The organism is Pseudomonas sp. zfem002 (assembly GCF_032621685.1).
Lineage (GTDB): Bacteria > Pseudomonadota > Gammaproteobacteria > Pseudomonadales > Pseudomonadaceae > Aquipseudomonas > Aquipseudomonas japonica.
In genome coordinates this window covers 106,842-121,634 of sequence record NZ_JAVYJH010000025.1, presented here as the reverse complement: position 1 = coordinate 121,634, position 14,793 = coordinate 106,842, and the positions used below count along the sequence as shown (strand labels likewise).

Sequence of the window (14,793 nt, the reverse complement as noted above, 5' to 3'; positions counted from 1 at the left end):
CTCTATTGACTAGGATCTCTCCATCAAGTTTTCACAACCCCTGAAGGAGAGTCACCGATGCCTATCATCAACAGCCAGGTCAAACCGTTCACCGCAACCGCTTACCACAACGGCAACTTCGTTCAGGTCTCCGACGCCGATCTGAAAGGCAAATGGTCCGTTGTGTTCTTCTACCCAGCCGACTTCACTTTCGTCTGCCCGACCGAGCTGGGTGACCTGGCCGACAACTACGCCGAGTTCCAGAAGCTGGGCGTGGAAATCTACGGCGTGTCCACCGACACCCACTTCACCCACAAAGCCTGGCACGACACCTCGGACACCATCGGCAAGATCCAGTACCCGCTGATCGGTGACCCGACCCACCTGATCTCGCGCAACTTCGACGTCCTGATCGAAGAAGCCGGCCTGGCCGATCGCGGTACCTTCGTGATCAACCCGGAAGGCCAGATCAAGATCGTCGAACTGAACGACGGCGGTGTCGGCCGTGACGCCAGCGAGCTGCTGCGCAAGGTCAAGGCTGCCCAGTACGTCGCCGCCCACCCGGGTGAAGTCTGCCCGGCCAAGTGGAAAGAAGGCGAAGCCACCCTGGCCCCTTCGCTGGACCTGGTCGGCAAGATCTAAGCCGCTCATGTCGCCGCGGGCGGTGTTCGACCGCACCCTGTAGCCGCAACCCCGCCCCGCACAAACGCCCGGGCGCTTTCGCCCGGGCGTTTGCATTTACAGAATCTGAAAAAGGAATCGCCCGTATGTTGGACGCCACGCTTAAAACTCAGTTGAAAACCTACCTGGAGCGGGTCACTCAGCCGATCGAGATCGTCGCTTCCCTCGATGACGGCGCGAAGTCCCGCGAACTTCACGACCTGCTGCGCGAGATCGCCAGCCTGTCGAACCTGATCACCCTGCGCGAGGACGGCAGCGACGCCCGTGTCCCGTCGTTCTCGCTCAATCGCCCCGGGGCCGATATCAGCCTGCGTTTCGCCGGCATCCCCATGGGCCATGAATTCACCTCCCTGGTCCTGGCCCTGCTGCAGGTCGGTGGGCACCCGTCCAAGGCCAGCGCCGAGCTGATCGAACAGATCGCCGGGCTGAAGGGTGAATTCAATTTCGAAACCTACTTCTCGCTGTCGTGCCAGAACTGCCCGGACGTGGTCCAGGCGCTGAACCTGATGGCGGTGCTCAACCCCAACGTGCGCCATGTCGCCATCGACGGGGCGCTGTTCCAGGCCGAAGTCGAATCGCGCCAGGTCATGGCGGTGCCGAGCGTGTACCTCAATGGCCAGGTGTTCGGTCAGGGCCGCATGGGCCTGGAAGAGATCGTCGCCAAGCTCGACAGCGGCGTCAGCGAGCGCCAGGCCGAGAAGCTCAACGCCAAGGACGCCTTCGACGTGCTGGTGATCGGTGGCGGCCCGGCCGGTGCGGCGGCGGCCATCTATGCCGCGCGCAAAGGCATCCGGACCGGTGTCGCGGCCGAGCGTTTCGGCGGCCAGGTGCTGGACACCATGGCCATCGAGAACTTCATTTCGGTGCAGGAAACCGAAGGGCCGAAACTGGCCACTGCGCTGGAAGAACACGTCAAGCAGTACGACGTCGACATCATCAACCTGCAACGCGCCGAGGCCCTGGTGCCGGCCGCGGTCGGTGGCCTGCACGAAGTGCGCATGGCCAGCGGCGCGACGCTCAAGGCCAAGACCGTGATCCTCGCCACCGGCGCGCGCTGGAGGGAGATGAACGTGCCGGGTGAGCAGGAATACCGCAGCCGTGGCGTGGCCTACTGCCCGCACTGCGACGGCCCGCTGTTCAAGGGCAAGCGCGTGGCGGTGATCGGCGGTGGCAACTCCGGTGTGGAAGCGGCCATCGACCTGGCCGGGATCGTCGCCCAGGTGACCCTGATCGAGTTCGACAGCCAGCTGCGCGCCGACGCCGTGCTGCAACGCAAGCTGCACAGCCTGCCCAACGTCAAGGTGATCACCAGCGCCCTGACCAGCGAAGTGCTCGGTGACGGGCAGAAGGTCAACGGCCTGCGCTACAAGGACCGCACCACCGATGCCGAGCATGAGCTGGCACTGGAAGGGATCTTCGTGCAGATCGGCCTGCTGCCCAATACCGACTGGCTCAAAGGCACGGTGGAGCTGTCGCCGCGTGGCGAGATCATCGTCGACTCCCGTGGCCAGACCAACCTGCCGGGCGTGTTCGCCGCGGGTGACGTGACCACGGTGCCGTACAAGCAGATCGTCATCGCGGTGGGCGAGGGGGCCAAGGCGTCGCTGGCGGCGTTCGATCACCTGATCCGCACCTCCGCGCCAGCCTGACTGGCCTCATCGCGGGCAATGCCCGCTCCACAGGTATTGCATGCACCGCAAATCCCTGTGGGAGCGGGCGTTGCCCGCGATGACGTCCGACCAGACAACAAAAATCCCGGCCAGTTGGCCGGGATTTTTCATTCAGCCCAGGCTCAATGCGCCCCAGCTGCCTTGCTCAGATCACTCTCCTGCCACTCGGTATAGACACAGGCATCCGCCACTGCCCAGCGCACCTTCACCTCATCCCCCGGCTTCATCGACATGCCCGCCGCCGACAAGGCCTTCACGGTCATGGCCGTGCCACCGGCGGTGATCACGCTGCAGGTCTGGCTCTCACCCAGGAACAGCACCTCGCAGACCTTCGCCGTCACCTCGTTCCAGCCCGCCGGCAAGGCCTCCAGCGCGGCCTGCTCGCGGCTCAGGGCCAGGGCCTTTTCCGGGCGTACCATCAGCAGCGCATCCTGGCCCTTGGCCAGGCCTGGGGTCAGGCGCATGGCCACCGCCTGGCCCTCGAAACTGGCTACGCCATTGCCCTGGGCCTGCACTCGCAGGAAGTTGGAGTTGCCGAGGAAGGAGGCGACGAAGGCATTCGGCGGATTCTGGTACAGGTCATAACCGCTGCCCAGGCCGACGATCTTGCCGTGGCTGAAAATGGCGATGCGCTGTGACAGGCGCATGGCTTCTTCCTGGTCGTGGGTGACGTAGACGATGGTGATGCCCAGGCGCCGGTGCAACTGGCGCAGTTCGTCCTGCAGGTCCTCGCGCAGTTTCTTGTCCAGCGCGCCCAGCGGTTCGTCCATCAGCAGGATGCGTGGCTCGTAGACCAGCGCCCGGGCGATGGCCACGCGCTGCTGCTGGCCGCCGGACAGTTGCGCCGGGCGGCGATGGGCGAACTTGTCCAGTTGCACCAACTTGAGCATGGCGTCCACCTGTCTGTCGCGCTCGGCGGCGCTGCGCTTGCGGATGGCCAGGGGGAAGGCGATGTTGTCGCGCACCGACAGGTGCGGGAACAGCGAATAGCGCTGGAACACCATGCCGATGTCGCGCTTGTGCGGCGGCACGTTGACCAGCGACTGACCGTTGACCAGGATCTCGCCGCTGCTCGGCGTCTCGAAGCCGGCGAGCATCGACAGGGTGGTGCTCTTGCCCGAGCCGCTGGAGCCGAGGAAGGTGAGGAATTCGCCGTCCTGGATCTCCAGGTCGATGTTGTCCACCGCGGCGAAGTCGCCGTAGTGCTTGTTCAGGTTGCGCAGGCTGACGAGGGTCTTGGCCTGGGCGGCATCTTTGATCACTGCACTCATTTCTATTCTCTCCAGGCGCTCAGGCGCTGACTTCGTTGCGCCGGCGCAGAGCGGCGGCGATCACCATGACCAGTACCGACAGGCCGATCAGCAGCGTCGAGGCGACGGCGATCACGGGCGTCAGGTCCTGGCGCAGGGTGGTCCACATTTTCACGGGGAGGGTCTGCAGGGTCGGGCTGGCCATCATCACGCTGAGCACCACTTCGTCCCACGAGACGAGGAAGGCGAACAGGGCGCCGGCGATCATCCCCGGGCGGATCGCCGGGAAGGTCACCTTGAATACCGCCTGCAGGCGCGAGGCCCCGCAGATCACCGCGGCATCCTCGATCGACTGGTCGAACAGCTTCAGCGAGTTGATGATCGAGATGATGGTGAAGGGCAGGGCGACGATCACGTGGCTGACCACGAAGGAAAACAGCGTGCCGGTGTAGCCCAGCTTGAGGAACAGCGCGTACACCGCCACGGCGATGATCACCAGCGGCACGATCATCGGCAGGGTGAACAGGCCATAGAGCATCTCGCGGCCGGGGAAGCGCCCGCGCACCAGGGCGAAGGCGGTGGGCAGGCCCAGGGCTACGGCGCAGATCGTCGTCAGCACGGCCACCTTGAGGCTGGCCAGGGCCGCGTCCATCCATTCGGCATTGGAGAAGAACTGCGTGTACCACTTCAGGGTCCAGCCCGGCGGCGGGAACACCAGCCACTGCGATGAGCCGAACGACAGCAGGACGATGAACACGATCGGCAGGAGCAGGAACAGCGCGATCAGCCCGGTGGTGGCGTAGAGCCCGAAACGCATGCGCCGGCTCATGGCATTGGGGGTCAGGAGCATGGTCGCTTACCTCGCGTTGCTGTTGCCGACCGGGGATTCCGGTTGCAGCTTCAGGTAGAAATAGAACAGCACCAGGGTGATCAGGATCAGCAACGCCGCGGCGGCACTGGCCAGGCCCCAGTTGAGGAACGACTGCACCTGCTGGACGATGAACTCCGGCAGCATCATGTTCTGCGCGCCACCGAGCAGGGCCGGGGTCACGTAGTAGCCCAGGGACATGACGAAGACCATCAGGGCCCCGGAGAACAGGCCCGAGCGGCACAGTGGCAGGAACACCTTGAAGAAGTTGGTCCAGGGGCTGGCGCCGCAGATCGAACCGGCCTGCAGGACCATCGGGTCGATCGCCTGCATGGTCGCCTGCAGCGGCAGGACGATGAACGGGATCATGATGTAGCTCATGCCGATCACCACGCCGGTGAGGTTGTGCACCATCTCCAGCGGGGCATCGATGATGCCCATGGCCATCAACGCCTTGTTGATCACCCCGGAGGCCTGCAGCAGTACCAGCCAGGAGTAGGTGCGGGCGAGCAGGCTGGTCCACATCGACAGCAGGACGATATTCAGCAGCCAGCGGCCCCAGCCGCGCGGCACCAGGGTGATCGCCCAGGCCAGGGGAAAGCCGAGCAGCACGCTGATCAGGGTGACCAGGCCGGCCACCGAGAAGGTGTTGAACAGCACCCGGGCGTAGGCCGAGTTGGCGAACAGCTGCTCGTAGTTGCCCAGCCCCGGCACCGGCTCCAGCACACCGCGCAGGAGCAGGCCGATCAGCGGCGCGAAGAAGAACAGGCCGAGGAACAGCAGGGCCGGCAGCAGGTTGCGGCTGCCGCGCCAGCGTTGGCGCAGCGGGGGCGTGGACGGCATGGCCGCTCCCTTGGCGCCGGTGCCGCCGGCACCGGTCGCGTTATGCAAGGCGTTGATGGCGACTTTCATTTGACCAGCCACTCATTCCAGCGGGTGGCGATGGCTGGACCGTTCTTCGCCCAGTAGGCGAAGTCCAGGGTGACCTGATCCTGAGCGTAGGCGGTCGGCAGGTTCGGCGCGAGGTCGGACTTGAGCTGGCCGATGCTGTCCAGGTTGACCGGGGCGTAGGCGGTGAGGTTGGCGAAGTCGGCCTGGCCCTTGGCGCTGCTGGCATTGGCCAGGAACTTCATGGCCGCGTCCTTGTTCTTCGCGCCTTTCGGGATCACCAGGAAGTCGGCCATGACCAGGTTCTGCTTCCAGCTCACGCCGACCGGCGCGCCGTCCTGCTGCAGGGCGTAGACCCGGCCGTTCCAGAACTGGCCGAGGGTCGCCTCGCCGGAGGCCAGCAGTTGCTGCGACTGGGCGCCGCCGCCCCACCAGACGATGTCCTTCTTGATGGTGTCGAGTTTCTTGAAGGCGCGGTCCAGGTCCAGCGGATAGAGCTTGTCGGCGGGTACGCCGTCGGCCAGCAGGGCCAGTTCCAGCACGCCGGGGCTCGGCCATTTGTACAGGGCACGCTTGCCGGGGTAGGTCTTGGTGTCGAACAGCGCGCTCCAGTCCTGTGGCTTGTTGCCGCCCAGCTTGCCCTCGTTGAAGCCGAGGACGAAGGAGAAGAAGAACGAGCCGACGCCGTGGTCGGAGACGAAACGCGGGTCGATGCGGTCGCGCTTGATGGTGTTGAAGTCGAGGGGTTCGAGCAGGCCTTCGCTGGCGGCGCGCAGGGCGAAGTCGGCTTCGACGTCGACCACGTCCCACTGCACGTTGCCGCTTTCGACCATGGCCTTGAGCTTGCCGTAGTCGGTCGGGCCGTCCTGCACCACCTTGATTTCGCTGCTCTTGCTGAAGGTGTCGGCCCATGCCTGTTTCTGGGCGTCCTGGGTGGTGCCACCCCAGCTGACGAAGTTCAGGCTGTCGGCTGCCTGGGTGGCCTGGCAGGCCAGGGTCAACAGGCTGGCGGACAGCACTGCGGTTACACGTTTGCTCAACAGCATGGTTACGCCCTCGTTGCTTTTGTTATTCGAGGCGGGCTTCTGTCGCCCGCCAATCATGTTCGGGGAGCAGCTTTGAAACAGTGTCGGTGGCCGGGTCTGAGTGTAGGAAACGGCCGGGCAGTTTTAAGGTCTACGGGATATCATATTATGGTATTCCAAACTTTTGGCAAGAGGTTGGAGGCTACCGGCTATCACTTGCCAATTTGCCTGTTGTAGGAGCTGGCTTGCCTGCGAAGGCCCGCAACGCGGGCCCAAACCCTGAATCCACTGTCTACCGGAAACACTGCGGAGAATGGTTTCGGGCCCGCGTTGCGGGCCTTCGCAGGCAAGCCAGCTCCTACAGGGAGTGCAGGGAGTGCAGGGAGTGCAGGGAGTACAGGGAGTACAGGGAGTACAAGGAGGGCGCCGCTTCATTCTTCAAACGGAATGCTCTGCACTACCTCCAGGTCATACCCGGTCAGCCCCGCATACTTCAGCGGCGGCCCCAGGTGGCGCAGCTTGCCCACTCCGAGGTCCTGGAGGATCTGCGCCCCGGTGCCGACCTCCGAGTAGGTCCGCGACTGTCCGCGCTGGTACGGCCGCGGCGGCTGGGTCAGCTGCGGCACGCGCTCCAGCAGGGCCTGGGACGACTCATGGTTGGCCAGCACCACCACCACCCCGGCGCCTTCGGCGGCGACCTTCTGCAGCGCCGCCCACAACGTCCAGTTGGCCGGCCCGGCATAGTCGGCGCCGACCAGGTCGCGCAGCGGATCGATCACATGCACGCGCACCAGGGTCGGCTGCTCGCGACGGATATCGCCCATGACCATGGCCATGTGCACGCCACCCTCGATGCGATCCTCGTAGGTCACCAGGCGGAAGGTGCCGTGCACCGTCGGCAGCTCGCGTTCGCCGATGCGCTTGATCGTCTGCTCGGTGCTCAGGCGGTAGTGGATCAGGTCGGCGATGGTGCCGATCCTGATGCCGTGACGGGCGGCGAAGATTTCCAGGTCGGGACGGCGGGCCATGCTGCCGTCGTCGTTGAGCACCTCGACGATCACCGAGGCCGGAGTGAAGCCGGCCAGGCGCGCCAGGTCGCAGCCGGCCTCGGTATGCCCGGCGCGGGTCAGCACGCCACCTTCGCGAGCGCGCAGGGGAAAGATATGGCCGGGCTGGACCAGGTCGTCCGCCGTGGCGTTCGGTGCCACCGCCGCGGCCACGGTGCAGGCGCGGTCGGCGGCGGAGATGCCGGTGGTGACCCCGCGCGCCGCCTCGATCGACACGGTGAAGGCGGTACTGAAGGCACTGCCGTTGGCCGGCACCATCTGCTCCAGGCCCAGGCGCTGGCAGTGTTCGTCGGTCAGGGTCAGGCAGATCAGGCCGCGCGCCTCGCGGGCCATGAAGCTGATCGCGGCGGCGTCGCAACGCTCGGCGGCGATCAGCAGGTCGCCTTCGTTTTCCCGGTCTTCGTCGTCCACCAGCAGGACCATCTTGCCCTGGCGATAGTCTTCGAGGATTTCTTCGATGCTGTTGAAAGCCATGCTGCGCGCTCACTGTGGTTCGCTGAAAATTATGGTATACCATAATACGAATTGACCCAGTAGAGGAGCATGACCCGATGAAGGCGTACTGGATTGCCCATGTCGATGTGAGCGACCCCCAGCAGTACCAGCAATACACCCAGCGCGCCCCGGCGGCGTTTGCCGCGTTCGGCGGCAGGCTGCTGGCCCGTGGCGGGCGCAGCGAGGCGATGGAGGGGCGAGCGACGCCGCAGCGCAGCGTGGTCATCGAGTTCGAATCGTACGAGAAGGCCGTGGCCTGCTACCGCTCGGCGCAGTACCAGGAGGCGTGTGCCCATCGGCAGGGGGTGGCCAAGGCGGAAGTGATCATCGTCGAAGGCTGCGAGCCCTGAACCGACAGGCGGTCCAGGGCTCGCGGGCGATCAGGCCATGCCGGGCAGTTCGTGCGGACGCAGGTCGAACACCAGGACCTCGGCATCCTCGCCGTTGCGCAGCTCGACGATCTGCTCCTGGCGCAGGCGCACACCGTCGCCTTCACCCAGTTGCAGGCCGTTCAGCACCACGCTGCCGCGGGCCACATGCACGTAGGCGTTGCGCTCTGCCGGCAGGGTCAGGGTGGCGCGCTCGTCGCCATCGAACAGACCGGCGTAGACCCGCGCGTCCTGACGGATATGCAGCGAACCGTCGGCACCGTCCGGCGAGATGATCAGCTTCAGCCGACCGCGTTTTTCCTCGGTACCGAAGTGTGCCTGCTGGTAGCGTGGCTCGGCACCATTGAGCGCCGGGACGATCCAGATCTGCAGGAAGTGCACCGGCTCGTCGTGCGAATGGTTGAACTCGCTGTGGGCCACGCCGCTGCCGGCACTCATCAACTGCACGTCGCCCGGACGGATCACCGAGCCGGTGCCGAGGGTGTCCTTGTGTTCCAGCGCGCCTTCGAGGACGTAGGAGAAGATCTCCATGTCGCGGTGCGGGTGCTGGCCGAAACCCTTGCCCTCGCTGACCCGGTCGTCGTTGATCACCAGCAGGTCGGAAAAGCCCTGCTCGGCGGGGTTGCGGTAATGGGCGAAGGAAAAGGTGTGGTAGGACTTCAGCCAGCCATGGTTGGCCAGGCCACGATCGGACGCTTTGCGCAGGGTAAGCATGGTGAATCTCCTTGTCTGGTCGGGTTGCGGAAGGCAACCGTCGCTGTGATGGGGCTAGATTACTGGTTACCCTTTAGCGCAATAAGTAGGCGTAAATGGAATGACTGTCCTGATTGAGTGGACAATATGCCAGAGCGTTCCGATGTCACGGTGCGACACGTCATACTGCGTCGCACTCCTTCTCTAGACCTGCGGTGACCCCCTTCGATGAAAAGCGTGGCCATGGTGCTGTTCCCGGACTTTCTCCTGCTGGACATGGCGGGGCCGCTGGAGGTGTTCTCCATCGCCAACCGCTACCTCGAGGCCGAGCACCACTACCAGTTGACCACCCTTGGCGCGGTGCCCGGGGCGATCCGCGCGTCCAATGGCGTGACGGTGCAGCCCGACCGCCCGATCGCGGCGGACGATGGCGGCTGGGACCTGCTGCTGGTACCCGGCGGCCCCGGGGCCTACAACGAAATCTGCCCGCCGCTGAACCTGTGGCTGCAGACGCTCGCCAGCCGCGCCCGGCACTACGGTTCGATCTGCACCGGCTCGTTCATCCTCGGCCATGCCGGCCTGCTCGACGGCTATCGCGTCACTACCCACTGGCACTACACCGAACGCATGGCCCGGGCGTTTCCCCGGACCCGGGTGGAGACCGACCAGATCTATGTCCGCGACCGTCAGTTGATCACCTCCGGCGGGGTCACAGCGGGGATCGACCTGGCCCTCGGGGTGGTGGCCGAGGACCATGGCAAGAAGGTCGCCCAGGATGTCGCCAAGGTGCTGCTGGTGGTGATGAAGCGCCAGGGCGGGCAGGCACGTTTCAGCCCGCTGGCGGGGGCGGTGGCCAAGGAAGAGACGCCGATCACCCGGGTCCAGCAGCATGTCCTGGCGCACCTGGAAGAGCCGTTCGGCATCCAGCGCATGGCGGCCCTGGCGGCGATGAGCCCGCGGCATTTTTCCCGGGTGTTTCATCGCGAGGTGAACATGACGCCCATGGCCTTTCTGCAGAACGCGCGGATCGACCGGGCGCGGGAGTTGCTGGAAAGTGGTGATCTGCCCTTGAAGACCGTGGCTTACCGCAGTGGCTTCGGCAGTGTGCGGTACATGCGCCAGGTGTTCAGCGAGCGCCTGGGGGTGACGCCGGGCGAGTATCGGCAGCAGTTCGGTTGAATTGAACTCTGAAAACCCCGTAGGAGCTGGCTTGCCTGCGAAAGGACCGCGCAGCGGTCCCAGTATTTGTTGACATCACCCGCAGGGGACCGCTGCGCGGTCCTTTCGCAGGCAAGCCAGCTCCTACGGCTGATGTCCGTCCTCGACACCCCTTTGGCCGGATCCTGCCCTTCGGCGCGGTTGTCCTGACGTGTACGCCTGCCAAGATGAATCCATCGATTCATGCGCAGGAGGTGACAGGTCTTGGGGGCGCTCGCCAGTATTTCCGGCAACGACGCGGTGCTGCGTTTCGGTCGCTACACGTTGCGCGCCAGGCAGCGCCAGCTGCTCGATGGCGCCGAGCCGCTGCGCATCGGCGGGCGGGCCATGGACATTCTCCAGGTGTTGCTCGAACGCCCCGGCACGGTGGTCGACAAGCACACCCTGATCGCCCGTATCTGGCCCCACAGCGTGGTCGAGGAAATCAACCTGCGGGTGCATATCGCCGCGCTGCGCCGCGTTCTCGGCGAGGGCTTCATCGTCAATGTGCCGGGGCAGGGCTACCGCTTCGCCGCCGCGGTACGTCACGAAGGCAGCGTCGCCAGCCACAATCTGCCGACCCGCCTGACGCGCCTGGTCGGTCGCGACGATGAACTGGCGGCCATCGACCGGCTGCTGGCGCAACGGCGCCTGGTCACCCTCAGCGGCCCGGTCGGGGTCGGCAAGACCGCCCTGGCCCTGGGCGCCGCCGAAGCGCAGATGCGCCGCTGGCGCGACGGCGTCTGGCTGATCGACTTCGCCCAGGCGCAGTGTCCCGCGCAGGCCGTGGCCAATCTGCTGCGCGACCAGGGCCTCGAGCCCAGTGATGAATGCCCGCTCGGCGGCCTGCCCGGCTATCTGCTGGAGCGTCGTCTGCTGCTGGTGCTGGATCACTGCGAGGCGCTGCCCCAGGGCAGTCGGCGCCTGGTCGAGGCGCTGCTGGCGCTGGCGCCGGGTGTGACGATCCTCACGGTGAGCCGCGAGCCGCTGCGCATTCGTGGGGAAACCCTGTTGTCGGTGCTGCCGCTGGCAGTGCCGCCCAATGGCGACGGGCACAGTGTCGAGCAGTTCATGGGCTATGCCGCGGTGCGCCTGTTCGTCAGTTGCGCCCAGGCCCGTCAGGCCGACTTCCGCCTGCGCGAGAGGGACCTCAAGCCGCTCTGGGAGATCTGCCGGCGTCTGGACGGCCTGCCGCTGGCGTTGGAGCTGGCGGCGGCGCAGATCGATGTGCTTGGCCTGGTGGGCCTGCGCGCGCAACTGGAGGCGGGCCTGCAGGTGCTCAATCGCGGCCGGCGTACCGCCGAGGCCCGCCACCAGTCGCTGTGCGCGGCGCTGGAGTGGAGCTTCCAGCGCCTGCCGGACATCGAACAGCGGGTGCTGCGCCGGCTGGCGCAGTTGCCACGGCCGTTCGACCTGGAGCAGGCGGTGGCGCACGTTGCCGCCGATGGCATCGGGCCGCTGCGCGCGGTGCGGGCGGTGGAGCAACTGGCGGCCAAGTCGTTGCTCACCCTGCACGACGCACCATCGCGCTATCGGGTGCTCAACAGCACTCGCTGGTACGTCCAGCGCCACGCTCAGCCGGCGTAGCGGCTCGGGGACTTTTCGCGGGCGGGCAAGCGTTGCAGCAGATGCCCGGCCTCAACCAGTTCACGGCTGGCGAACCCCTCGCTGAAACGCGCGTACACCGGCGCCAGCAGCTGCCGCGCCGGCAATGGCCGGCCGTCGTCCAGCCACAGTTGCGCCAGGGCGCTGGCACTGCGCAACTCCCAGGCCAGCGCCTGCTGCCTGCGCGCGATGCCCAGGGCCTTGAGCAGCAGCGCCTCGGCTTGCTGGCGCTGGTCGTCGGCGAGCAACCCGGCGGCCTGCGCGCAGAGCAGGGCGGCACTGGCCCAGCCGGCCTCGCCGCTGTGGGCGCGGGCCAGTTGCCCGGCGTCGACCCGCCCCGGCACCAGGGTCGCCAGCAGGTCGCCGAGCAGGCCCTGGGCGCTGCTCGGCAACGGCGCGGCATCCTCCAGGGCCTGGGCGTAATGCCCGGCCCAGTCCTGGAACAGCCACAGCGCATGGCGAAGCGACTGCTCACGCAGCAGCGCCACCCGTTCCCGGGCCAGGTCGCGCTCGCCGTTGTACCAGGGGATGACGCAGCCACTCAGGGCCAGGGTGTAGCACAGCGTGGTGCCATGGTTGATCTGCAGGGCCAGGTTCAGCGCCTGGTCGGCGGTGCGCGCGGCCTGTTCCGGCAGGCCCTGCAGCCAGAGGATGCGCGCCAGCAGGGTGAGGGCGGCGACGCTCTGGTCGTACTGCACGCCGAAGCCCTGGGTGAAGCGGTTGAGACGGCCGCTGTGGGCCATGCGCTGCAGGGCATCCTCGGCCTCGCGACGGGCGCCCGCCTGGTCGCCGCTGAAGTGCAGGCCGAGCCCGCGCAGGCGCTGGGCGCTGAGGGCCAGCAAGGGATCCGCGGCCGGGCCGCGCTGGTCGAAATCACGGCTCAGGCGCAGGGCCTGGCGGTATTCGCCGCGGTACAGATCCACCGCCATGTGCCCGGAAATCGCCCGCAGCTGACCGGGCAGGTCACCGTGGCGCTCGGCCAGTTCGCGGGCGCTGGCGAAGGCTTCCAGGGTCTGGGCACTGCCGCCCTGGCCGTGATAGCTGAAGGTGCCCATGGCCAGTTTCAGGTCGATGTGCAGGCGCCAGCCCGGATGGGCCTCGCTGTCGAGGCGGCGCAGGGCCTTGCGGATATGCCGGCCGTGCTCGGCGAGCAGCGACAGCTCCTGCCAGAGAGGCGCCGACGCCGCGGTCAGGCGGGCGCCGAGCAACCCGGCGTCGCCGCTGGCGAAACTCCACTCGAGCGCCGCGCGCAGGTCGTCGAGGCCCCGCGAATAGCGCTCCAGCCATTGCTCGGCGGCGGTCTGCGCCCATTCGCCTTCGGCCTGCTGCATCACCGCCAGGCAACGCTCGGCATGGCGTTTCTGCGCGGCGGGCAGTTCGCCGGCCTGTTGCAGCTTGCCCAGGGCATAGCAGCGGGTGGTGTCGAGCATGCGGTAGAACACGTCCTCGTCGCCGACATCGACATTCAGCAGCGACTTGCCGACCAGCTGGCTCACCGCATCCAGCACCTGTTCCGGGGCGAGCCGTTCGCCCGCGGCCAGGGCCTGCGCCGAGGCCAGGCTGAAGGCGCCGCGAAACACGCTGAGGCGGCGCAGGCAGGTGCGTTCGCTGTCGGCCAGCAGCTGGAAGCTCCAGTCGAGGGTGGCGGCGAGCAGGTGCTGACGCTGTTCGTCGCTGGCGGACGGCACCAGGTGGCGGCGCAGGTCGGCGAGCAGGCTGTCGAGGCCGAGGCTGTCCAGTTGCGCGGCGGCCAGCTCCAGGGCCAGGGGGATGCCGTCGAGATGACGGCAGATGGCGATGACCGTGGCCAGGTTGTCCGGGGTCAGTTCGAAGCTTTCCCGGCTGGCCATGGCCCGTTCGACGAACAGCTGCACCGCGCCGAAACCCAGGGCGGCGTGCGGTTCGAGGGGGGCGTCGACGACGGGGCAGTCGAGGGCCTGCAGACGCTGCAGGCATTCGCCCTCGGCGCGCAGGCTTTCCCGGCTGGTGACCAGGATCTGCAGGCGCGGCGCGCAGCGCAGCAGGTGTTCGACCAGGGTGGCGACCGAGTCCACCAGGTGTTCGGCATTGTCGATCAGCAACAGCAGGTGGCGCTCGCGCAGCCAGGCGCAGAGGGCATCCAGCGGCGCCTGCTCGGGCAGGGTCAGGCCGAGCACGCCGGCGAGGTTGCTGACGATGGTCGAGGGGCTGTTCAGCGGGCTAAGGTCGAGCAGGCGGATGCCGTCGTCATAGTGGCCGAGCAATTGCTCGGCGACGCGCAGGGCCACGGTAGTCTTGCCGATGCCGCCGGGCCCGGCGAGCGTCAGCAGGCGCTGGCGGGTCAACTGGCCGAGCAACTGGTTGACCAGCACCTGGCGGCCGATCAGGCGGGTGCGCCGTGGCGGCAAGTTGTGCCGGACCTCGCCGCTGGCCGGCGCCGGCAGCTCCCGCGCCTGCGCCAGCGTAGCGACGAAGCTGTAGCCACGCTGGGCCACGGTGACGATGTAGCGCTGGCCGCCCTGGCCATCGCCGAGGGCCTTGCGCAGCGCGGCGATATGTACCCGCAGGCTGATTTCCTCGACCACGCTGTCGGGCCAGACCCGCGCCAGCAGTTGTTGCTTGCCGATCACCTCGCCGGGTCGCTCCAGCAGCACCAGCAGGATGTCCATGGCCCGGCGTCCCAGGCGCAGGGGGCGATCGTGCTCGACGATCAGGCGCTGGCCGGGATAGACCCGATAGGGGCCGAACTGCACGGCCTGTTCACGGTTGCGGCTCAAAAACTTTCACTCCCGACGCTGGTTCCCGACTATCGGCAGACCCTTGCAGAGGGCTCTAATCCGTGGCTCGCGCGCATGTTGGGCGGGTTTGCGCAACAACGCAACGCCTGCAACTTCGATGCCTGTCACCCCGGGCGACTACGCTTGTACGGCTTCGCTCGCCAGCCCCGTATCCAGGGGCATTCGTCCCGACCCGCGGCAAAGACACTACGCCGCATGGGGGGATAATT

Annotated in this window: 12 protein-coding genes; 5 read left to right on the top strand and 7 right to left on the bottom strand. The window is 66.8% G+C overall.

The window, feature by feature from the left end:
• Positions 1-57 precede the first annotated feature (57 nt).
• Both ahpC and ahpF read left to right on the top strand, forming a co-directional pair.
• Positions 58-621, top strand: a complete 564-nt coding sequence (gene ahpC / locus RTI28_RS24805) for an alkyl hydroperoxide reductase subunit C (protein WP_316922919.1) — start codon at positions 58-60, stop codon at positions 619-621.
• 125 nt (positions 622-746) lie between these two features.
• Positions 747-2,309 carry an alkyl hydroperoxide reductase subunit F gene (gene ahpF, locus RTI28_RS24800; protein ID WP_316922918.1) on the top strand — a complete coding sequence of 521 codons (1,563 nt, stop codon included), beginning with the start codon at positions 747-749 and terminating at the stop codon, positions 2,307-2,309.
• A gap of 143 nt (positions 2,310-2,452) precedes the next feature.
• Here the strand turns inward: ahpF and RTI28_RS24795 are convergent, their stop codons facing one another.
• From RTI28_RS24795 to ribBA, 5 genes are all read right to left on the bottom strand, one after another.
• Positions 2,453-3,601 (bottom strand): ABC transporter ATP-binding protein, encoded by a 1,149-nt coding sequence (locus tag RTI28_RS24795; RefSeq protein ID WP_316922917.1) that lies wholly within the window; start codon positions 3,599-3,601, stop codon positions 2,453-2,455.
• Positions 3,602-3,620: 19 nt separating this feature from the next.
• Positions 3,621-4,430 carry an ABC transporter permease gene (locus RTI28_RS24790; RefSeq protein ID WP_316922916.1) on the bottom strand — a complete coding sequence of 270 codons (810 nt, stop codon included), beginning with the start codon at positions 4,428-4,430 and terminating at the stop codon, positions 3,621-3,623.
• A gap of 6 nt (positions 4,431-4,436) precedes the next feature.
• Positions 4,437-5,360, bottom strand: coding sequence for an ABC transporter permease (locus tag RTI28_RS24785; protein WP_316922915.1), 924 nt, complete (start codon positions 5,358-5,360; stop codon positions 4,437-4,439).
• Positions 5,357-6,382, bottom strand: coding sequence for an ABC transporter substrate-binding protein (locus RTI28_RS24780; protein ID WP_316922914.1), 1,026 nt, complete (start codon positions 6,380-6,382; stop codon positions 5,357-5,359). Before RTI28_RS24780 ends, RTI28_RS24785 begins: the two co-directional genes overlap by 4 nt.
• A 410-nt stretch (positions 6,383-6,792) precedes the next feature.
• On the bottom strand, positions 6,793-7,902 hold the full coding sequence (ribBA, locus tag RTI28_RS24775) for a bifunctional 3,4-dihydroxy-2-butanone-4-phosphate synthase/GTP cyclohydrolase II (RefSeq protein WP_316922913.1): 1,110 nt from the start codon (positions 7,900-7,902) through the stop codon (positions 6,793-6,795).
• Positions 7,903-7,979: 77 nt separating this feature from the next.
• Between ribBA and RTI28_RS24770 the strand changes: the two genes are divergently transcribed.
• Complete coding sequence (locus RTI28_RS24770; RefSeq protein ID WP_316922912.1) at positions 7,980-8,273, top strand: DUF1330 domain-containing protein; 294 nt, start codon at positions 7,980-7,982, stop codon at positions 8,271-8,273.
• A 30-nt stretch (positions 8,274-8,303) separates the two neighbouring features.
• Here the strand turns inward: RTI28_RS24770 and RTI28_RS24765 are convergent, their stop codons facing one another.
• Positions 8,304-9,026, bottom strand: coding sequence for a pirin family protein (locus RTI28_RS24765; RefSeq protein ID WP_316922911.1), 723 nt, complete (start codon positions 9,024-9,026; stop codon positions 8,304-8,306).
• A 207-nt stretch (positions 9,027-9,233) separates the two neighbouring features.
• Between RTI28_RS24765 and RTI28_RS24760 the strand changes: the two genes are divergently transcribed.
• Both RTI28_RS24760 and RTI28_RS24755 read left to right on the top strand, forming a co-directional pair.
• Positions 9,234-10,184, top strand: a complete 951-nt coding sequence (locus tag RTI28_RS24760; protein ID WP_316922910.1) for a GlxA family transcriptional regulator — start codon at positions 9,234-9,236, stop codon at positions 10,182-10,184.
• Positions 10,185-10,427: 243 nt separating this feature from the next.
• Positions 10,428-11,789, top strand: coding sequence for an ATP-binding protein (locus RTI28_RS24755; protein WP_316922909.1), 1,362 nt, complete (start codon positions 10,428-10,430; stop codon positions 11,787-11,789).
• Here the strand turns inward: RTI28_RS24755 and RTI28_RS24750 are convergent.
• A complete protein-coding gene (locus tag RTI28_RS24750; protein WP_316922908.1) occupies positions 11,777-14,563 on the bottom strand; it encodes an ATP-binding protein in 2,787 nt (928 codons plus the stop codon). The two genes, RTI28_RS24755 and RTI28_RS24750, sit on opposite strands and share 13 nt — an antisense overlap.
• Between the last annotated feature and the right edge of the window lie 230 nt (positions 14,564-14,793).